Source organism: Vibrio sp. La 4.2.2 (assembly GCF_027586995.1).
GTDB classification, from domain to species: domain Bacteria; phylum Pseudomonadota; class Gammaproteobacteria; order Enterobacterales; family Vibrionaceae; genus Vibrio; species Vibrio mediterranei.
Genome location: NZ_JAPPTJ010000001.1, coordinates 1 through 20,949, shown reverse-complemented (window position 1 = coordinate 20,949; position 20,949 = coordinate 1). Strand labels below are relative to the sequence as shown.

At 44.5% G+C, this 20,949-nt stretch carries 18 protein-coding genes; 6 read left to right on the top strand and 12 right to left on the bottom strand.

All coding sequences use genetic code 11. The features are described from left to right. Positions 1 to 131: 131 nt before the first annotated feature. The 3 genes from OH456_RS00090 to OH456_RS00080 all read right to left on the bottom strand — a co-directional run bounded on the left by OH456_RS00090 (position 132) and on the right by OH456_RS00080 (position 3,138). Positions 132 to 1,166, bottom strand: coding sequence for a hypothetical protein (locus OH456_RS00090; RefSeq protein WP_270032548.1), 1,035 nt, complete (start codon positions 1,164 to 1,166; stop codon positions 132 to 134). A 153-nt stretch (positions 1,167 to 1,319) separates the two neighbouring features. Next, positions 1,320 to 2,108, bottom strand: a complete 789-nt coding sequence (locus OH456_RS00085; RefSeq protein ID WP_065311644.1) for an IclR family transcriptional regulator — start codon at positions 2,106 to 2,108, stop codon at positions 1,320 to 1,322. A 103-nt stretch (positions 2,109 to 2,211) separates the two neighbouring features. After that, the gene (locus OH456_RS00080) at positions 2,212 to 3,138 is read right to left on the bottom strand and encodes an SMP-30/gluconolactonase/LRE family protein (RefSeq protein WP_252039661.1); all 927 of its coding nucleotides are present in this window, start codon (positions 3,136 to 3,138) and stop codon (positions 2,212 to 2,214) included. 246 nt (positions 3,139 to 3,384) lie between these two features. On the opposite strand from OH456_RS00080, the gene OH456_RS00075 reads away from it, so the two are divergent. The 3 genes from OH456_RS00075 to OH456_RS00065 are packed head-to-tail and all read left to right on the top strand — an operon-like array spanning position 3,385 to position 7,635. Further along, positions 3,385 to 4,092 carry an ABC transporter ATP-binding protein gene (locus tag OH456_RS00075; protein ID WP_252039662.1) on the top strand — a complete coding sequence of 236 codons (708 nt, stop codon included), beginning with the start codon at positions 3,385 to 3,387 and terminating at the stop codon, positions 4,090 to 4,092. Next, the gene (locus OH456_RS00070) at positions 4,079 to 6,559 is read left to right on the top strand and encodes an ABC transporter permease (RefSeq protein WP_270032547.1); all 2,481 of its coding nucleotides are present in this window, start codon (positions 4,079 to 4,081) and stop codon (positions 6,557 to 6,559) included. Before OH456_RS00075 ends, OH456_RS00070 begins: the two co-directional genes overlap by 14 nt. Continuing rightward, entirely contained in the window at positions 6,559 to 7,635 is a 1,077-nt protein-coding gene (locus OH456_RS00065) for a lipocalin-like domain-containing protein (RefSeq protein WP_270032546.1), read from the top strand. Before OH456_RS00070 ends, OH456_RS00065 begins: the two co-directional genes overlap by 1 nt. A gap of 17 nt (positions 7,636 to 7,652) precedes the next feature. Here the strand turns inward: OH456_RS00065 and amrA are convergent, their stop codons facing one another. Together amrA and amrB are read right to left on the bottom strand one after the other, a co-directional pair. Next, positions 7,653 to 8,264 carry an AmmeMemoRadiSam system protein A gene (gene amrA, locus OH456_RS00060; protein ID WP_038226637.1) on the bottom strand — a complete coding sequence of 204 codons (612 nt, stop codon included), beginning with the start codon at positions 8,262 to 8,264 and terminating at the stop codon, positions 7,653 to 7,655. Then, positions 8,239 to 9,042 (bottom strand): AmmeMemoRadiSam system protein B, encoded by an 804-nt coding sequence (gene amrB, locus OH456_RS00055; protein WP_270032545.1) that lies wholly within the window; start codon positions 9,040 to 9,042, stop codon positions 8,239 to 8,241. Before amrB ends, amrA begins: the two co-directional genes overlap by 26 nt. Positions 9,043 to 9,111: 69 nt before the next feature. Between amrB and amrS the strand changes: the two genes are divergently transcribed. After that, complete coding sequence (amrS, locus tag OH456_RS00050; RefSeq protein WP_270032544.1) at positions 9,112 to 10,191, top strand: AmmeMemoRadiSam system radical SAM enzyme; 1,080 nt, start codon at positions 9,112 to 9,114, stop codon at positions 10,189 to 10,191. Positions 10,192 to 10,200: 9 nt separating this feature from the next. Here the strand turns inward: amrS and OH456_RS00045 are convergent, their stop codons facing one another. From OH456_RS00045 to OH456_RS00020, 6 genes are all read right to left on the bottom strand, one after another. Then, entirely contained in the window at positions 10,201 to 11,397 is a 1,197-nt protein-coding gene (locus OH456_RS00045; protein WP_124941956.1) for an MFS transporter, read from the bottom strand. 67 nt (positions 11,398 to 11,464) lie between these two features. Beyond that, positions 11,465 to 13,960, bottom strand: coding sequence for a phosphoenolpyruvate--protein phosphotransferase (ptsP, locus tag OH456_RS00040; protein ID WP_270032543.1), 2,496 nt, complete (start codon positions 13,958 to 13,960; stop codon positions 11,465 to 11,467). Positions 13,961 to 13,969: 9 nt separating this feature from the next. Beyond that, positions 13,970 to 16,573: a glycoside hydrolase family 38 C-terminal domain-containing protein gene (locus OH456_RS00035; RefSeq protein ID WP_270032542.1), complete on the bottom strand. Its 2,604-nt coding sequence runs from the start codon at positions 16,571 to 16,573 to the stop codon at positions 13,970 to 13,972. Between the two features lie 96 nt (positions 16,574 to 16,669). Beyond that, positions 16,670 to 17,782: a PTS fructose transporter subunit IIC gene (locus tag OH456_RS00030; protein WP_006070455.1), complete on the bottom strand. Its 1,113-nt coding sequence runs from the start codon at positions 17,780 to 17,782 to the stop codon at positions 16,670 to 16,672. A 2-nt stretch (positions 17,783 to 17,784) separates the two neighbouring features. Beyond that, entirely contained in the window at positions 17,785 to 18,090 is a 306-nt protein-coding gene (locus OH456_RS00025) for a PTS fructose transporter subunit IIB (protein ID WP_353505907.1), read from the bottom strand. Positions 18,091 to 18,105: 15 nt separating this feature from the next. Further along, positions 18,106 to 18,555 carry a hypothetical protein gene (locus OH456_RS00020; RefSeq protein ID WP_270032541.1) on the bottom strand — a complete coding sequence of 150 codons (450 nt, stop codon included), beginning with the start codon at positions 18,553 to 18,555 and terminating at the stop codon, positions 18,106 to 18,108. Between the two features lie 292 nt (positions 18,556 to 18,847). On the opposite strand from OH456_RS00020, the gene OH456_RS00015 reads away from it, so the two are divergent. Together OH456_RS00015 and OH456_RS00010 are read left to right on the top strand one after the other, a co-directional pair. Next, the gene (locus OH456_RS00015) at positions 18,848 to 18,997 is read left to right on the top strand and encodes a hypothetical protein (RefSeq protein ID WP_006070452.1); all 150 of its coding nucleotides are present in this window, start codon (positions 18,848 to 18,850) and stop codon (positions 18,995 to 18,997) included. Next, positions 18,998 to 19,495: a hypothetical protein gene (locus tag OH456_RS00010; RefSeq protein ID WP_062459202.1), complete on the top strand. Its 498-nt coding sequence runs from the start codon at positions 18,998 to 19,000 to the stop codon at positions 19,493 to 19,495. A 64-nt stretch (positions 19,496 to 19,559) separates the two neighbouring features. On the opposite strand, the gene OH456_RS00005 is transcribed toward OH456_RS00010, so the two are convergent. Next, on the bottom strand, positions 19,560 to 20,729 hold the full coding sequence (locus OH456_RS00005; RefSeq protein ID WP_006070450.1) for an MFS transporter: 1,170 nt from the start codon (positions 20,727 to 20,729) through the stop codon (positions 19,560 to 19,562). Positions 20,730 to 20,949: the final 220 nt, after the last annotated feature.

Here is a 20,949-nt window from a genome sequence, read left to right as displayed (position 1 = left end):
ATGGTAGCGAGATTTATTGTGAATGTCATGGATTGATTCATGTGCAGTTACCAAATGCTCAGGAAACAAGCACCTTTAGATTTCAACCTGCCTGAAGCAGACTCAGGCAGGTTTTACAGCGGGGCTATCGATTACTTAAAGCAGGGTAATACATCCTGCTCAAAATAGGGTTCTTGGTTTACCCAAAACATATAGTTAACATGAAGAAACGACTGAGCGAATGAGTGGAGGGCAGGAACAAGACTTTGTCGTTTATCCACGACGTCAGTATTGTTGGTTTGGCCAATGTAGTTACCATCTTGTATCGCGATACCAAGTGGCACGGTATAGTTATTCTCATGCATCATCGCTAGGGCGTGATTTAATTGTCCGCGTTTTCGCATCATAAGGTCAGGTGCGCCAAGGCCAACACCTATTTCTTGTCCATATTGATAAACACTCTTTAAGTAACCTTTATCTTCCCATGGTAGCCATTCACCAACCATAAAGTTAGCGTATTGCATCGTGGTGGAGGTTGGGAACGCGTGTTTCATGGCCCGCATATTATCCTTGAGTCCTTCGACATAACTCGCTTCAGTGAAGCTTGGATCTTTCTCAACGCCAATAGCGGTTTCTTGAAGGTTGATGCCTTCAACTTTTCCATCAAACTGTTTTCCTAATGCGTTGAGGAGTTTCGCGAAACGCGCTCTTACTTTGCTGTCCCACCGTTTTGCCACCCAACCCTCTGGCTCACCGTCGTCTGTGTATTGGTAAACCGCACCACCATCGTATTCATCAGACAAGAGGTAGCTAGGTACACCTTTGTAGCGAGGATCAAACGTCGCGTCCTGAAGCTGAATAAAGAGCTTTTTGCCATGTGCATTTAGATAGTCATAATCGGCTTGAATCATAGAAAAGTCGTACTGATCTTTCTCTGGTTCTAACATTGCCCAAGAGTACATGATTTGCGCACCCGAAAAGCGAGTGTTGTTTAGCAATGGGTGATTGTGTATGGCTTCTCGATCACGTGCAAAGTACACAAAATGCTGAATATTATCTTTTGGAATCGGGCATTTAGCAGAGATATGGTTTTTATATTCGTTGGCATAACGGTCGACAGGGTTGTCCCATTGTGCCTGTGCATGACCAGTGATGAGTAATGCAGCTAAAAAGCAGAGCTTTTTCATAATCTGATGAGTTCCTTGAAATGGCGAGATAGCGAACGTGAACAGCTAACGAACTTAGTGAAAAAGAGCTAAGTTTAGTAATTACTATGCCCCCAGTTTAAGGAAGCTTTAGCTATGTGACTGTATGATTAGGTAAAGATGAGTCACACCTTGCTATTTACTTTCCGCCAGCTCTTTCATTTCCTGATATACGGCTTCTAGGCTCTGTTGGGCGACACGAAGAATAGGGAGGTAATTTTCGAGATCGGCAACGGTTTTACGGCTCTTTGGACAATGACAAAATAAGGCTGCCATAAAGTTGCCAAATTGGTCATAAAGGGGAAGTGCGATCGCCACCATACCATCAATGAACTCTTCATCATCCACGCTGTACCCTCTGCGTTGAATAACGCTTAGCTCCTTTTTTAGGCTCTGCTTGTCGATAATGGTGTTTTTCGCACACTGGCTCAGTTCAATTTTACTCAATACTCGACGTAATTGGGGTGGCGTCAAAGTACTTAAATAAAGCTTGCCGCTGGCGGATGCCCAAAGTGGAGTGGGAAAACCAACCGGAATGACAATTTGCAGCGGCCAATTGGTTTGAATTCGGTCGTAGTAGACCATATGCGGGCTAGGGTCATCATTCGCCAAGGCCAAACCGCAGGTTTCCTCTAGCTTACGAGAAAGGCCGTGTAGAATAGCTTGTCGTTGCAGTTTATGCTGATTGGTCCATCTTACATCCAACGCGATAGAGAGCATTTGTGAGCCTGGATAGAAATGACCGCGTTCATCAGACTGGATGTAGTTTGCGTCATCGAGTTGCTGCAACAATCGGTGGCAAGTAGGTTTGGGAATCCCTGACTCGAAGATAATATCAGAAGCTGAGATAGGACTCTTTGCTTCGCCAATCCGTTCAATAACGTTGATAAGACGATCGACTGAATTTACTTTTTCCGACACCATAGATTCCTTTTAAAAGCTCACCCTAAAATAATATCCAATCTCACTGCGTTAACGCAGTCATTTGGGCAGCAAGGCTTTATATTCCCAAAGTATTTTACGAGTTTCAACTGGTTAAAGAGACATTGACTTGATTTGAGTGGGGCAAAATGTCGGTATTGACCCGATACTCTTCTCGTCCTTGAGTTGGCGCATCGAGAATAAAGAGTTCTCCTGAACTGGGATATAACACCGACTCTTGAGTGGTGAGCTCATAATCTGCTGTTGTGACGAATAAGGTATTGAAATCTTCGCCGCCAAAAGTACAGCGCGTAGCGTGCTTAACTGCAAGATTGATTTCACCAAGTTGTGTGGCATGACCTATTTTGTTCTGTGATGGAGTGTAATAGGAAATGATGCCGCAGTCCCAGTGACAGATATACAGGTTTCCGTGGCGATCAACGGACAGCCCATCAGGATAGCCCTTGCACTCATCGAGTTCAACAAACACCGCCTTTTCAATTATTTGGGTCATCGAATCATCGAGTTGATATTCATATACTTTTCTTTGGAACATATTTGAACAGTAGGCGCGTTTGAGTGCTGGGTTAAACGCTATGCCGTTGGCGACGCTGAATCCAGAATCCATTTCAAGCGCGGTGTTCGCCGTTAGTCGGTAAAGCTTGCCATCAGGAGCTTCAAGTTGCTTGTGGTTCATCGAACCAAACCATAAATGACCATTCGGCGCCGTAACCGCATCATTTAAATGAAGCTTAGTTGAACCAAAGCAAGGATCAGCGATAGGAGCAAAATCGTCAAAACTCGAAGTACAATAAAACAGTCCCTGTTTGCTAGCACATATCCAACCATTGCCCTCACATCGTGCAATCGCCGTGATATCAAAAGGTACGTGAAAGACTTGGGTACTCTGGCTGTGAATCGAATACTCAAAAATCTCACTACCTGCAGCTTCGACCCAGACGAGACTATTGGTGTCGGGTTTCCAAATAGGCGACTCGCCAATGGTTGTTCTAATTCCTTTTACTGAATGCATTTTAACTGTCCATATTGATACATTTTGTATCAATATAGTTTAATTTATAGTTCAAAGAACGTTTTCTTTCAGGAATATGTGAAATGACGCAGCGGATTAACGAAAACACAATGACTTAGCTAATGAGTGGGCGCAATGCACAAGAAATATCCGTTATAATTTCGATAATTAGCTCGCTCAACAAGGTAAGCATCCGTTACCTTAACGAGTACGTATAAAGTATCCAAACCCAAATAAGGAACCTGGATGGAAAGCTCGATAGTGCCAAGAGCGATGGTTTTACCAAGGCCGGTAGTTGTACTTAAAGATGCGGTCAAAACGTTTATTGACGGCAAAGAATCTCATCACGTATTGGACAGAGTGAACTTGTCGCTGGCGGAAGGAGAGAGCATGGCACTCACTGGCGCAAGTGGTAGTGGCAAGAGCACGCTATTGAATATTTTGGGTGGTTTCGAGCCAATGACCAGTGGGACCTTAGAGTTGGCTGGTGAATTGGCGCAAACGTGGAACGATAAGCAATGGGGCTATTTTCGTCACCACAAGCTTGGCGTAGTCTTTCAGCAATTTAACCTGCTAACGCCGTTAAATGTCCGACAGAATATTGAGTTTCCTTTAAGTTTAAACAAACGGAAGTGGAACGCTTGGTGCGACTATTTAGTCGCTAAATTGGATATTCAACCACTGCTTGAACGCCATGTTTCTGCGTTATCAGGTGGTCAGCAACAACGAGTGGCGATTGCAAGAGCGTTGGCGCATCAACCCGCATTGCTTTTGGCAGATGAACCCACCGGAAACCTTGACCAGAAAGCGGGCTTGGAAGTGATGCGACTGTTAGAAGATATTACCCGCGAAGGAAATACATCTGTTTTGCTTGTCACTCACAGCGAAGAATGTGCGGCGTTTATGCAGCGACGTTGCCGTCTAGAAAACGGATTGCTTTATGAAAAACCGTAAAGGAATCCATCTACGAGTCGCTCTGTCCATTTCTGCTGCCCACTATCGTCAAGCGCCTTTACAGGCACTCGCTATTCTTATTGGCATTATCTTGGCAGTGACGTTATTTGTGGCCGTGCAAGCGATCAATTTAAACGCCAAACGCAGTTACGCGGAATCGGCAGAATCGCTTAGCGTCAAGGCGAGTTATCTAGTCATTCCAATGCCTGGACAGCGCTATCTTGCTGAATCCGTGTACTTTTCATTACGTCAATCTGGGTTGAGTCAATCGTTGCCAATACTTGAGGGTCGAGTGAGAGATGATACTGGGCGACGTTATTCTATCCAAGGAAGTGACATTGTAGCGGCCGTCACTTCACGCTCTCGATTACAGTCAGAGAGTGATGATGTGTCTTTATCTAATTCAGCATTGCCTCTGGCGAATTTGATGAATGGCGAACCTTTTGTCATTGTAAGCGAAACTCAGTATCAAAGGATGGGCGGCGCTAAGACCGCGGTTTTGGACGACGTTGCTATCCAGTTTGTTGTAGTACCCGACGAATGGCAGTTGGGAAGTCGCTTGCTGGTGGATATCAGCCTTGCCCAACGTTTGCTGAACAAACAGGGGCAGCTTAGCTACATTGCAATATTAGATAACAAGGTGGCGGACGATACTAAGTGGCAAGCGTTGATATCAGGCGAAGCACAATGGGTTGCCAATACAAAAAGCTCAGACCTTGGTTCACTGACAGAGAGCTTTCACCTCAACCTCACTGCAATGAGTATGTTGGCATTTCTGGTTGGATTATTCATTGCCTACAACGGTGTGAAATACAGCTTACTGAAACGCAATCGGCTGTTAGTGCAAATGCAGCAAGCGGGACTCACACCTAACACGGTTTTCTTGGCGCTGATTTTAGAACTGGTGCTTTTGGTCACTGTAGGCTCCAGTCTTGGGTTTATCTTTGGTATCCAATTAAGTCATTGGTTACATCCCACGGTAGCACTCACCTTAGAGCAGCTTTACGGCGCAACGTTATTGCCGGGAACATGGCAATGGCAATGGTGGGCTCAGGCATTGCTACTTACGTTAGTAGCGGCATTGTTCGCTTGTTGGCATCATTTCAAACAGAGGGTACAACAACCCTTATCCTCCCACGGCGGATTCTATCAATCTCCTGAACAGAGTAACGAAAACCGCTTGATGACCGTTGGGCTGATACTTGTGGTGGTGGCACTCATTGGCCTTTGGTTGAGTAGTTATTTTCGCTTAACGATGTTTTGGCTGGGTGTGTTTATTGTTGCGATTCCAATGTTGCTGCCCAAGTCTCTTGGCCTGCTGGCTCGAATAGCAGAACGTAAAACCTCTACTGGGTTGGTCCAGTACCTGTTTGCGGAGTTGCGGGAACTGATTGCACCTTTGTCTTTGGCTATGATGGCGCTGTTGTTGGCTATTACCGCTAACATAGGAATGAACACCTTGGTGGGCAGTTTCGAGTCGACATTGAAACATTGGCTAGAGCAGCGCCTGCATGCGGATATTTATGTCAGTCCTGCACAAAGTGACATGACTAAAGTCGAGCAGACGTTAGCTCATTTCGACGGCGTGGAAGAGGTCTATAAGCAATATTATGTGCAATCTAACGTCAGTGGACTGCCCACACGATTAGGTACCAAAGACCGTATAACCTTAGAACAAACCATGGTGTTTCAATCACAAGTCAATGATTTTTGGTCCCGTTTCTATGCTGGGGATGTCGTGGCTATCAGTGAGCCGATGGCAGTGAAACTGGGGTTAGTACTGGGAAGTGAGCTGCCAGGAGACTTTATGTCTGGCATGACACTGACAGTCGGTGCCATTTTTTATGATTATGGTTCGCCCGATGGCGAAGTGCTTATCTCGCCTGAATTATGGCAATCACAAGGGTTCTCGATGGTGCCAAGCAGTTTAGGTGTGAAGGTGAGCGGTAACCGCGAAGCTATGCAGCAAGCGTTAAAAACCAAACTGAATTTACACTCCAGTCAATTGTTTGATCAGGCAGAAATTAAGGCGATTGCGCTCAATATATTTGCTCAAACCTTTGCTATTACCAGCGCTCTCAATGGAGTGACGTTACTCGTCGCTGTTATCGGCTTATTTACTTCCTGTTTTATGCTACTGGAAGCTCGCAAAGCAGCTATCGCTCGGCTTTATGCACTGGGCGTCAACAAATCGCAATTGTTTGTTATGGTGGTAGGACAAATGGTCACTTTAGTGCTGTTCACATTATTGGTTGCCTTGCCATTGGGCGCATTAGTCGGTTATGTGCTGACTGATATTGTGACATTGAGAGCATTTGGTTGGAGTTTGAACTTTGTTTGGAGTTGGATGGATGTGGTTCGCCTTGCGACCATAACCGTCGCCGTGACCATCGTCGCGACCGTTATTCCTTTGTGGCGTTTGGTGACTCGTCCTGTGGTCGCAAGTTTGCAAAGCGAGGTACTGTAATGTTCAAACAGATGATGGCGGCATTATCGGCTCTAATCCTTATTGGCTGCGGTGAACCTGACGCTCCAAGTTTTGGCCAAATGTTAGGCTCCGATGATGGTCAATTTGAAGAGGTCAAAGGTGGTCGTGACCTTTCTTTTCCAGAAGATCATCAAGCCCACAACGACTTTCGTCAAGAGTGGTGGTATCTCACGGCAAACTTACAGGATGCCGAAGGCCGAGAATATGGTATTCAATGGACACAGTTTCGCTTGGCGGTGAGTTCTGAGGCACCAGCGAATGAAAATGGATGGCAAAGCCAGCAGATCTTTATGGCGCACAGTGCGATTACAACCCCTGATATTCATCTTGCAGATGAGAAGTGGTCTCGCCAGCACCCAGAAATAGCGGACGTATCAAGCGAACCGTTTCAAGTCTTTATTGATGATTGGCAATGGACTTCCACAACCAACGATCTTTTCCCTGCCACTCTTGATGTCGCATCAAACCAGTTCGGCTATCAATTGTCATTGACTCGAACCGCTCCCTATCAAAAACAAGGTGATGAGGGTTATAGCGAGAAAAGCGCTGACGGAAAGGTTGCATCGTATTATTACAGCCAGCCCTTTATCGACGTTCACGGTACTGTATCGATTAATGGTGAAAGCCATCAGGTATCTGGACAAGGCTGGATAGACCGAGAGTGGAGCTCTCAATTTTTGCTCGATTCTCAACAAGGATGGGATTGGTTCGCAATACGGTTAGACGAAGCAACGAGTTTGGTGGTCTTTCAATTGCGTGATGCTGCGACCGGACAAGCGAGCTATTCCTATGGGCGATTAATGTATAAAGATGGTCGAGGCATTACTTTGACTCAAAACGATCTAGAACTGTCAGCCGTTCAACAAACGATAATTGAAGGCCAATCATACCCAACGCAGTGGATACTAAAAGTCGTGTCTCAGGGCATTAACGTAAAGCTTTCAGCACTTAATTCTAACGCCAAAATGCCACTATCCATCCCATATTGGGAAGGTCCAATTATCGTTGAAGGATCTCATCAGGGTAGAGGATATATGGAGCTCACTGGTTATTAATCAAAGCGTTAGAATATCTATAGCCTGCGGAATGGGCGGCTTAATGCTTGCACTTCGAAAGTGGCGACTTGTATCGAATCACTCCAAAAATCTAGAGACCACCCGGCTTTTTGTTTTAGGTGTCCTAAGAATTGAGCCGGATTAGGGAGTTGTTCCCAAACTTGGGGTAAGAATAACGCGCCTTTTTTTCCGTCCTTTAACGTCACGCCGCACTGGTGCAAGGAAAGGTGCTGTAGTAAGTCTTGTTCCGAATCAACGTGCAGGAGTTCGGGTTGTGTCAGTACGGAAACCTCAATGTTAAGCGCTTCGGCTTGATGTTTTTGAAGAGGGGTAAATCGTCTATCTTGGCAAGCCGCTGCCCAAGCTTTTCTCTCTACTTCTAGTACTAAGGGAATCTGTGCCACTGTTGTGCCAATGCAGCCTTGCAGCTGATTGTTTACGGTTAGCGTGACAAAGCAAGCCCCGGGTAAAGCCAAACTTTCTGGGTAATCTTGTACCAGTACTTTCGGTAGCGGTAGTTCATTCAAATAGCAATGAATGGTGTGTTCAACCACGTCGAGCAACATAGAAAGCTCGCTATGGGTTAGCGTACTTTTCGATGGATTAGCGGCAGATTGTGTAACTGACATAACCAACGACCCTTTGTTTATCACCATATTCAGTGTCTCCGGAATTAATCAAAGTGAGACGCTGTAACTGATATTGTTTGGTTGAAATAAGATGGATTACGGCATTAACACCGGTTGAACCGCACGCTTCGGGTGGGGTAATCGTCGTCATGCCTGACTCAATTTTGTTGCAGGTCTGCCGGTCAAGGCGTTGGCACTCAGAATAGCGATGAAAGTGACTAAGATCAGTGCTGATCACCAATAAGGTCTTGCTGTCCCATATTGGCTCAATAAGTTTGGCAATCTCTAAGGCACTAACTTGTCCTGTGACGATGGGCAGCAGTTGAAAGTCATCCAATACCGTTTGAAGAAAGGGAAGTTGTACTTCCAAGCTATGTTCTTGAGCATGTGCTTGATCGTTAATCGATACCATGGAATTGTCGGCAAGTAACTCGACACAATCTCGGTCAATGCTCAAGCGGCCTAGAGGTGTTTCAAAGGCACCCACAGAAGGTAATGCACATCCGTGAAACGCGACTCGATGACTAGGACCAACTAAAATCACTCGTGAAAACTGCTGTGCGACAGATTGCAACTGATGGTACGCTAATCCTGCTGTTTCTCCTGAAAATACATAGCCTGCGTGTGGAACAATAAGTCCTCGCAGATCATTCTGAACGTTACATGTCTCTGCGTCTCTGACGTTAGGGCCAGTCAATAACTGGTTTACCTGTCTAGTGAGTTGCTCGGTATCCTTGTTATAAAAACGGCCCGCGACAGCAGGAGGTCTAATCGTCATTTTTCCACTCAAATAACATCAAATGTATATACTCATTAGTATAGTTTTTGTACTGAATGAAGGTGTGAGATGGAACCAGTTAACGCCAATCACCGTACACAATTTTGGCATTTGCAGGACGATGGAAGAGTCACTTGCACGGTTTGCCCTCGTTTTTGCACTCTCAGAGAAGGCAAGCGTGGCGCATGTTTTGTTCGTCAAGCCATTGATGGTGAGATAGTGTTAACCACCTATGGGCGTTCGAGTGGTTTTTGCATTGACCCTATAGAGAAAAAGCCTCTCAACCATTTTTATCCGGGTAGTTCAGTGCTCTCTTTTGGGACTGCTGGGTGTAATTTAGGGTGCAAGTTTTGCCAGAACTGGAATATCAGTAAGTCTCGTCAAATTGACACGTTAGGCAGTCAGGCAAGTCCTGAGCATATAGCCTTAACAGCGACGAAACACCAAAGTGACAGCATCGCTTTTACCTACAACGATCCAGTGATTTTTCTTGAATATGCTGTCGATACCGCGCTCGCATGTAGAGAGGCAGGAGTAAATACCGTTGCAGTTTCGGCAGGCTACATGTGTGAGAAGCCGCGAGAAAGCTTCTACTCAGTGATGGACGCTGCCAACATTGATCTCAAAGCTTTTACTGAGCGTTTCTATCATAAAGTGTGCAGTGGGCAACTTGCTCCGGTATTAGATACGTTGAAGTATCTTAAGCATGAAACCGATGTTTGGTTTGAAATTACCACTCTGCTTATCCCCGACGAAAACGACAGCTCGGCTGAAATCGATGCCATGACCCAGTGGGTCATGGACAATTTGGGACCTGAAGTGCCACTTCATTTCACCGCATTTCATCCAGACTTCAAAATGCTCGATAAAACGAGAACACCAGCGGACAGTTTAGTCAGAGCGCGAAACATAGCGCTTAACAACGGTCTTCACTATGTCTATGTGGGCAATGTACACGATGAAGCTTGCAGCAGTACCTATTGCCCAAGCTGTCATAATAAAGTGCTCTCACGTAACTGGCACCAACTCGGCGATTGCGCACTAACTAGCTCTGGCGTTTGCCACCACTGTGGCCACCAAATTGCAGGACGTTTCGCGAAATGCGACAAGCCGTGGGGAAGAAAGCGGATACCAGTTCAAGTGAGATAGGATACGTTGCTATGCGGTCACGATGGACAGTCCTCGCTTTTTGGCGATGAAGGCGAACGAAGCAATGAAGGCATAACAGAGGACAGGAATGAGGTAACTAGTAGGGACATCAAACCTTGTAATTAGCGTTGCTTGCATCATAGGGATAATTCCGCCACCAATACCGCACATGATGAGAATCGCTGATGCTGCACCACTTGCATCACCGAGTCCTGAAACCGCTCGAGAAAATATGATTGGATACATAAATGAATTGCACAGACCAATCATTATTAGAGCGACTCCGCCAAAAAGCGACGGCGATAAGATAGCAACTGAAAGTAATATCATCGCAATACACGCACCAGAGAACAACGTGTTCATCGCAGAAAGACGTTGGGCAAAAATGCTGTATCCAAAACGACCAAGCAGGGAGCCAGCCCAGTATAAGCTCATTAACGTAGCGGCAACTGGAGCACTGAATCCTCCAATGTTGGGATCAGAAAGGTAACTTATCGTGACGGTACCAATCGACACCTCGACCCCTACGTAAACAAAGATAGTTGCAGCACCAAAAATAAACTGAGGCTGGTGACGTAAGGTAGCCAGATGACTTAGAATTTTCACGCTCTCTGCGCTTCGATAATCGGTTATCGATGAGGAGTACAAAGTACAGGCAAGCAAAACAAGCAATGCGGATAAAACTAAGTAAATGTTGGATAGTCCGATGGAAATCATAGCGACTCCAAGAACAATAGGACCGATAGTTGTACCTAACGAATTGAACGTTGAAGCGATCGTTAACCTCTTAGTTTCGTTCTGGTCGTTACTGGTTCTGATGATGTACGGGTTAGCAACAACCTGCAAAGCAGCTACTCCCATAGCGGTTATAAAAACGGCACTTAACGCGAAGACAAAACTTTCAGCATAAAGACTGATACACAAACAGAGCGAGCCCAAAAATGTGAGCATAAGCGCTACCGTCAGGCTTAATTTATACCCTTTACGGGCCATTAAAGCAGAAGTAGGAATGCTTATGGCAAACGGAGCAAAATAAAAGGCCAGTTGAACAAGCATCGATTGTTCGTAGCTTAGTGAAAATGTCGATTGAAAATAGGGGACTAATATACTGTTTGCAGAAGTTAGTAGACCCCAACTGAAAAACACAGCAGATAACAAAATTAAAGATTGAGATGATTTGGAAGCCACTGAAACATAGGCCCACATTTCTGTGGACCTCCTCCGATGAATACTGATGGTTAATTGCTTATCAGCAATCAGATAAGAACAAGCTTTAGGCGTTGATTGCGTTATTCAAAATGTCGATGACTTGCTTCCGTTCATGAGCTTGCTGCAAAGAGGTACGGAAGTCTTCATGCATGAGTTTGCGTGCGATTTTAGAGAAAATCTTCATATGTGAATCCTTACCCTCTTCAGTGACAGTAAGCATGATAATAATATCAACATCGACATCCTCGCCCCAAGAGATAGGGTTGTCTAAGGTGAGAACGGAGACGCTGTTATGAGAGACACTGGAAGATTTACAATGAGGAATAGCTACTGAAAATCCTAGTGCGGTTGAAAACACGGCTTCTCTGTCCCAAATCGCTTTTTCAATCTCATTTGCACAACCTGTGCGTTCGTTAATCTCTAAGTTATCGCAAAGTAGCTTTATGGCTTCTTCTTTCGATCTAATAGATTGTTGAGTAAATACGAGCGCTTCATCGAGTGTTTCTTTGCCGTCACTGCTGTTGTAAAACGCTGCGACACGCGCTTTCACTTGCTCGCTATTCGTTAAGGTAAGTACTTCATTAACTAAAGCTTCACACTCGTTTACGTTAAGTCGAGTTAAGGCACGTTTGCTTGTGGCAATTTTCGAGGCTGCCATAGAAAACTGTGTGAGCCCACAACCCAATAACAAGGGTTGCGCGATAGGGTCAGCAGCGAACTCGCCACACAGACTAACCTCTAACTTGGCCACTTTTGCCGAACCAATCAGCTGCTTTAGAAATGCGATAAAGGCTGGGTTGAAGTGGTCGTATAGGTCAGCGATGGTTTTGTTTCCTCGGTCACACGCAAAGAAGTATTGTGCTAGGTCGTTACTACCAATAGAAATGAAATCGATGAACTCAGATGCTTGGTCGAAGATGTAAGCAATGGATGGAACCTCAGCCATTGCACCAAGACGGATATTGCCTAACTCATGCCCTTCATTGGCAAGTTCGATAGCCAGTTCGTCAATGAGTTCTCTGCACCAAATGATTTCGTTAAGGTTAGAAATCATAGGCACCATGATAGACACTTCACCAAAACAACTGGCTCTAAGTAATGCACGAAGCTGAGAGCGTATAATGGCGTCATATTGAGGGTACATTCTGACAGCACGATAACCTAAGAAAGGGTTGTCTTCTGCTGGAAAACCCATATAAGCACAAGGTTTGTCACCGCCTATATCTAGAGTTCGAATAACCACCTTGTTACCTTGGCTATGTTTCACAACATTTGAATAATGTTGGAATTGCTCCTCCTCTGAAGGTGGAGTGGTACGCTCGCAGAACAGCATCTCAGTTCGATATAGCCCAATACCATCTGCACCAGACGAATAGATACCCCCAGCTTCTTCGCTTGAGACGATATTGGCGAGAACGTTAACCTTTTCTTTATCGAGTGTCGTTACTTCAAGACCCTTAAACTCTGCGGTTTGAGCCGAAAGTGCGTTGAGTTTTTTGCGCTCTAGTTGATAGAACGCATCACAAGCCACGTTACTCTCTAAAATCAATGCGCCATTAATGGCATCAACAACGAGCCGTTGGCCTTGGATAATCTGCTGAGTGGGGTTTTCTATTCCGACCAAAACAGGAATATTAAAAGAGCGTGCCAAGATTATAGTGTGAGAAGTGCTGCCTCCTTCACCCATCACAATACCTTGAATTAGTGCTTTTGGAAGAGCAAGAAGCTGACTTGGGGTGAGTAGCGTGTCTGAGACCAAAATAGTTGGTGCTGTGATCGTCGGCATTTGACTCAGATCTTCATCGCGAACGATATTAGCAAGTTGAAGAGCGATATCTTTGATATCGAGCGCTCGTTCTTTCAAATAGTCACTAGCGCTATTTTCCAGTGGCGCACATAACTTGTCGCATGCATTTGCGATCGCATCAAGAGTGTTTAACGCATTATTTTGCATCATTAGAGCACGACCTAGCTCTTCATCTTGGGCAATTTTCAAATGTGCTTCGAGTATCTCTTTACATTCGCCTTCAGAGCTAGCTTGCTTCTTCAAAAGGTTTAGTTGTAACGCTTTCAAAGCACTCTGTAATTCACTCTCGATACAAGATGACGTCTGGCTTGGTAATGCAGCGGCCATTTTTCTAAGGTCAGTTTGTTGCCAGAGAGTAGCACTAGCCTCACCCAAACCGACTGAAGCAACGGTACCTCGTACATAACGAGGTGCTGCACGCATTAAACCCACAGGAAGTGGTTGTTCGCTTAATTGGACATTCTGTGTGTCTATCGCATTGTCGATATGGCTGAGTTCAGTATCAACAAATGATTGAAAAAACATAAGTGCCTCGTTGGCGTCTGAGCCAGTGAAAATAAACTGGCAATGATCGCCTTCCAAGATATCGGCACTAATCATAGACAAGACACTTTTCGCATTAGCAGTTTTATCTTTTGAGCTGTTGACTAAGAGAATGTCACAGTTGAATCGATTTGCTCGTAGCTCAATTTCTTTGGCAGGTCGCGCATGTAAACCATTTGGTAGTGGGCAGATAAAATTAAGATTAGTCATTGTCGTTTCTCATAGTGCTTTGGTTGCAAGGCTTATTGTTACTGGTCGGCACGGTGGTATGTCTGCCGTTTGTTCTACTGGGCTACGTTCGTCTAGTTGAACATTTTGGTATGAGTAAAGAGTTTGAATATCGCCAAATTCGCACGAAGATAAAGTAGGGTTGAAAGCACGTAAAATAATCTGTTCGGAGTGCTCAGATTTCTTTAATGTGCTGAAGTGCAGAGAATTGTTCCATTCGACCAGGCTTTGTGATTCTGGGACGACAAGCGTTGTAGGGTTGAGTCTGAATCTTGCCCAGTCAGTGCCGACATGGCTGATGACGGGTGTATTGATACACTCAACGGTTTGCCAGTACTCAGTTTCCTTTTCACTACAGAAAGGAACCAGAGAAAGAGAGAACTGATGACGGCCTTGAATTTGAGAGTCAGGAGCAGGAAGGACCATACCAGAGGCACGACCTGGTCGATAAGTGAGATTTGCTTGTCCAAGCCAACCAACGCTACGTAGTAGGGTAATAGCAATAGAGTTAGGTGTGTCTTGATGAAACTCGTACTCGCGTAAGCCTTTCGTGACAACACCTAACCCTCGCGACGCATTACGATGTAGCACCATTGATTGCATCGGATAGTTAGCAACAGGTGCTTCGGTCCACGATTCTTGTTGCCAGATATCAAGCTCACCCGGTACGTTCTCTCGAGTGACCAAGCCAAATGGTTGGTCTGCCACATGTTGTGAGCACTCTATGCCTGTAGGGAAGTTGATTTGTAAACGGTGGTCCAAAACGCAGTTATCTAAGTCAACGTCTACATCAATGGCAGGACGGTCATTACGTAGAGTGATTTTGAGAGAAATAGGAAGTCGAGTTGAAGCGACGTGTTGCTTTCTCTCATCAAGGTTTTTAGGAAGCACCATGGAGAAACTTAATGTCATGGTTGACGTTAATACGCCTGTTTCTACAAACACGGTGTGTTCGGCGCTCTTACTGCTAATTATCCAATCATTGAGGAGTGGAGAAAAATTGTAGTTGTCACCTTCGTCAGAACCATCACAGATTTCGAACAGGTTCGGGTATCGAGCGCCATTCCTATGGTCGACAAGATGCAGTGTACCGTTAGTTTGGTATTCAAGAGTGAACCATTGGTTACTGATTACTGATTCTTTGCGGCGGGTTGTGTCAGAGTTAGTTGCACTTAGCTTATCTTCTTGAAGGTAAATCGTTGTATAACCACATGCAGGGATATCTTTAACACTCACCATCATGGAGATCTTTCTATACCAAGTTGTTGTTGTGTTATTCGAGAGTTCCTGAATGATCGTCGACATATCTTGTTGTGATTCGTCAATGATTTGATATTGCAGTTCGTTACCTTGCTGATCGACGATGTTAAATTGGTCAGACGGGGTGTAGATGGTAACTTCAACTAAACTGTCACGTTTTTTCGGAATACTGTTGAAGACTACGATTTTTGTGCCATCGACAGAGGCTTGAATACCTTGCGTTAACTTTCTGAAGTTGAGTTCTAACAATTGCTCAGAGGTTTCGATGCCTGACAAAAGACGATTAAGAACCATTGCATTTACACGGTCTGAGTTGCAACCACCGATACTATCGTGTGCATGACTTTTCATGGCTTCACGCCAGATCTGATTAACGGCATTTTGTGGGTAAGGCAGTCCATTTGTGTAGTTTAATGCCAGCAAAGGCTCCAAATAACGACTGACTAGGGTTTCTAACTTTTCGTTCGCGAGCTTAATATCCATTCGTGTCGAGAAAATGCCACGATGAATTCTCATATACTTAGGATCGAGCATTTCACCTTTGAAGCAATTTAGAGTGGGAGCCGATGTAGCAAGTGCATCGAAATAGTCATCGAAAGAACTGTTCACAAAGTGAAATTCATCTTGGGTTTGGTTGGCATGATCAAGAAGGCTAACTACCTGAAACTCAAAAGGTGATTGGTCATTGCCATTCGGAAGCATGACGTGCTCACTCGCTGCAAACTGGCATTGCTTTCGTGCATTGGAAGTAATAGCTTCGGTAAAACTCATAGGGTCAGTAGGTAACCATTTTGAACACCCATAACCCCATGGAAAGACTGCTGTTGTTATCTTACTCCCGTCTTGGCTCTGCCATTGAAATTCTGTATTGGCGACGAGTCGTTCAGACCAACCACGCCATAAAACTGCTCTATCAATATTGAATTGATTTAACAGCATTGGTAGTTGCTCTGTTTGCCCAAAGGAATCAGGAACATAGCCGATTTTCATCGCTTGACCATATTTCTCACAGTCGCTCATCCCAAGTAGTAGGTTACGCGTAATTGACTCAGCACTGACGGTGAGAAAGTCCGTTTGAGTATACCAGGGGCCAGTCAATATTCTCTGGTTTTTGATAAGAAATTCTAATCGTTCTTTGTGTTCTGGTGCAACTTGTAAATAGTCGTCTAATACAACAGTTTGAGCATCTAATACAAAAGGTCCTATATTATTATCTCGTTCCAGATTAGACATTAAATCGTCCATAAAATAATAAAGTAGTGCTTTTGAATCGTTCTCAGTAAAATACCATTCGCGATCCCAGTGGGTATGCTGAATTAAATGAATAGTTTTCATAAGGCGTGATTAACCCCAGAGCATGGGCTCTAATAGTTTTATAATGAAGGTATATCTCAGGGCTAGGTGACTAGCCCTGAACTAAGAAGAATTTGCTTAACGGGAAACGGTAAATTTAGGTGCGTTTTCCGTTTTGTCCTGCTTTGTCGTTTGTTCACCGTTGAAAACTAACAGGGAACCTACGGCAATGATGGCTGAGCCCGTTGCAATTGCTAAGACGTAAACAAACCAGCTTTCAACAGCAAGCCAGCCGTAGAATCCTGAGATTGGCGCTTTGTTTACGGCTCCTAAGCCTACAGCCATAGCGGCACCAACGGCAGAGCCCAAAACGTTTACTGCGATGATCTTTGGATTAGCCAGTGCAAAGGGAATAGCGCCCTCTGACACACCGATTAGCCCCATCAGTGTTGAGGCTTTGCCTGCTTCTTGAAGTGATGCGGGAAAGCGAGATTTCCAGATTAACGTCGCAACACCAATGCCAATTGGCGGAATAATAATAGCGACTTGGGCTGCTGTATTTGGATCATAAATGCCAGACGCTAATAGAGCCATAGCAGTAGTTACTGCCGCTTTATTGATCGGACCGCCAAGGTCAAAGCCAACCATGCCACCGACTACCGCCGCAAGAACGATTTTGTTGCCGTCAGACATAGAGAGTAGCCATGTTTCTAGACCTCTATTCAATGCCGCCATTGGGTCGCCGATTACGTAAGACATTAGTGCGCAAACGAGCAGAGTACCGCCAACAGGAATAATAAAGATTGGTCCGGCGGAGGCTAGTGACTTTGGTAGCTTAATTTTGGTTGCTAGATACTTGACGATATAACCTGCGAGAAGGCCTGCTGCAAGCGCCCCCAGGAAACCAGTACCGATTTTACCGGCAAGCAAACCACCAATCATGCCTGGGGCTATCGCCGGCTTGTTAGCGATAGCAAACGCGATGTATCCCGCAACAACAGGTAACATTAGCGATAATGCCATACCACCGAAGCCGTCAAAATCGTGGAACAGTCTGACTAGTTGATGTACCGACTCGGCGTGACTGCCATCCCAAATGTTATCGACACCATAAAACGAGGCACCGATACGAGCAATTCCCATCAGTACCGCGCCGGCAATGATGAAAGGGAGCATATATGACACACCGGTCATGATGGCATTCTTAATTTCAGTACCTACTGATTTTTGTCCTGCATTGAACTGGCTCATAATTACACCTCCGCTGTTAGCGCCTCAAACAAAGCAGAGCCGTGCTTAATTGGATCTGCTACTTTGCATTCAATTTTAGGAAGTGAAGCGAAACGCTCAACACCATTTATTGCCACATCAGCTGCGATAATAGCAGCGTCAGCTCGCGCAATATCTTCAGGAGTAATTTCGTTTTCAGCTCCCATACTACCTTGAGTCTCGACTTTTACTTCGAGTCCCAATTCCTTGGCTTTAACTTCAAGCGCTTCAGCGGCCATATAGGTATGAGCTACGCCAGTAGGGCAAGCGGCAACGCACACGATGAACATAATGTAATCCTCTTTTTATTGTAAAAAAAAACACACAATTGCGATAACGCTAGTTGTGTGTTTTTTGATGTTTCTATCAACTAATGTAAGAAAAGCGTAGGCTTTCTCAAGTACAGAGTACTGACATGCTTTTAAAATCTCTGTAAATCCTACAATGGCAATAAAGCTCAATACAAGACGTAGTAAGCGAGCGTGTTGCACCGCGTACTTGTATTCATGGTTGAATCGAGTCGTTGCCATTGGAAGAGAAATCGCTCTAAATGGAGGAATGAGTTCGGCGCTCTTAGTCCATAAATTAGAGTATTGCTCTGCAAGATTGAGCTCGTCTGTTGCGAGTTCTGATTGAGATGCGTTCGTCAGTTTATCTACAGAATCAATAGATTGTGGTATGAAAAACAAACAAAAAGAACGAAGTGCAAGCAATAACAGCTTGATGCACTCCGTAACTTTTAGTTTAAATTTCATTGTTGGTTTCATTTTATCTATCCAATTCCATATTGATGCTTATATTATATTTGAATTCCAAGTATATCCGTGATTGAGATCTCAAATACAATTTAGCTTTAAATAATTATTCCACTCTCAATTAAAAAATAAATTTTCAATGATTTATGGATTAGTTTAAGTAATGTATTTTGTTTGGGAGGGTGATAGCGTTGAGCCCATTAGTCGATAAGACTTTAGTCTTGTTTCCTTGAAGAGTTGGGGTATAGCGACTAATTTTGAACATATCTAGATACTGCATAAGGAAATGCATATGGATATTGTCGTGATGCTTACCAGTGGCCAGTTTGGCGTGTTAGAGGACTGCGAAAGCCTTGAGTTAGAAGGTGAGATGGTGGAGTGTTGGGTCGAGGCTGAGGAGAGCTTCGAGTATCGGTCTGGACAAGTAGAAAGAGTGCTCTAGATGAAAAAGTGGATACTACCCGTGATTTTGGGGTTGCTGGTGGCTTATGATTGGTCTTTTTCAAGGGATGCGTTGGACAGCGAAGACTTTGTCGCCTCTTTTGATAAGCAATCCCCCGATGAAAATGACGTGAAATATCATTTGGATACTTTAACGGCTAACAAGAGCCAGTTAAATGCGGCATTAACCTACTACTATCTAGCCATTTTAGTTACTGAAAAAGATACTGAAATGAAAAAAGACCGTATTGCGTTAGCTAAACAGCTGGATGAAAAGCGACAGGACGTTATTGATAGTTATCGCTTTTCAGAAAAAAATGTCGCTACGTATGATCAGGTTCTTAAGTACGTTGCCGATAGTATTACTTCCGACGAAAAACGATATAACCGTTGGTACCAGATTCAATTGGCGGGGCAGGGCGATGTAAATCAACGTCTTGTTAAAGTCAATGACATGCACGCTAGCTACTCTCATTGCCAACTTGGTACCTATTGTTAAGTACGAATAAGGCCGTCATTGACGGCCTTATATGGTTTTGTGTGTCAAAACATGGTTACTTGAGCTATTTCTTAACGACTAAATTGAGGACAAACAACAGCGCGATAGGAAATAGTGAGGCAATCAACATCCACGCCCAGCCTTGAGTATAGAGGACGAATCCCGCTCCTAATGAACCCGCCGCTTGAAATCCAGTGATAGAGAAATCGTTTACAGCTTGCACTTTGAATCGCTCACTAGGCTTGTATGTTTGAGGTAATAATGTTGTCCCTCCGATAAATAAGAAGTTCCAACCCACACCAAGTGCTACTAATGCCCACCAATAATGGTGTACGGAATGTCCTAGTAGAGCGATGACAATACAAGCAAGGAATATAATGCAACCTAAGGATATCAACTTGTAGAGACCGATGCGCTTAATGATCAGCGGAGTGATTAATGACGGTAAGTACATTGCCATGACATGACTCTGAATGACCCATTTTGCGCTTTGGATATCATGTCCATGACCCGACATCGCAAGTGGTGTCGCAGTCATTAAGAAAGCCATAACTGCATAAGCGGTAAGCCCAGCACCGATAGCGAGCCAAAGTAGGGGTTGTTTAAATAGAAGTGAAAGGGTGCGCGCTTCACCTACCTCGTTATTGCTATCGTGAATCTCTAGAGGTTTCATTGCGATAGCCAGAATGAGAGCACCAACGATCTCTAGAGTCCCTAGTGCCGCGTATGCCCGAGCGTAATCAGACTCAAACATTGGGATAAACTGGCCCAAATTGAGCAGTTCAGGACCAACCCATGCTGCTGCAATACCTCCGACTAAAACTAAACTTATAACACTGGCATGTTGGGAAGGGTTTGCACAACTCTCTATTGCTGCGAATCGATATTGACCGACGTAGGCTAATTGAGTGCCAAGAATGAAAGTGCTCAGTGAGAATCCCCAGAAACTGCCATTATCGATGTTCCAAGCTGCAAAGAAGGCCGCGACGCTGCTTACTAGCGCAGCGATAACGAAAGCGCGTTTTCGACCGATTTTTCTTTGGATACGAGCAGCGGGAAAGATATTAAGTGATACGCCTAAAATCAAAGCAGTGACCGGAAAAGTAGCGAGGGTCGGGTCACTATGAAGACTGGTACCGACAATGCCTCCCAAAAATACGTTTAAAGCGCCTACAGAGAGGACAAAAGGTTGGACTGTGGCAAGTAACCAAGCATTCCATGGCAGAGTTCTCATGATATTTCTTACTAGTAGCACATTAGTTTAGTCTCTATGGTGCAGGAACTGGCTAGAAAAGCAATCTGTAATTTGTTTAAAAATCGGCTATTTGCTCACCTTATAAAATTCTTCAGTGAAAATTGGAATATTCAATCTAAAATATCGAAGATTGATAATTATCTAAAAAAATACTTTTGTTTTTCATTAGTTATTCTGATCTATTTGTTATTAAAGTAAT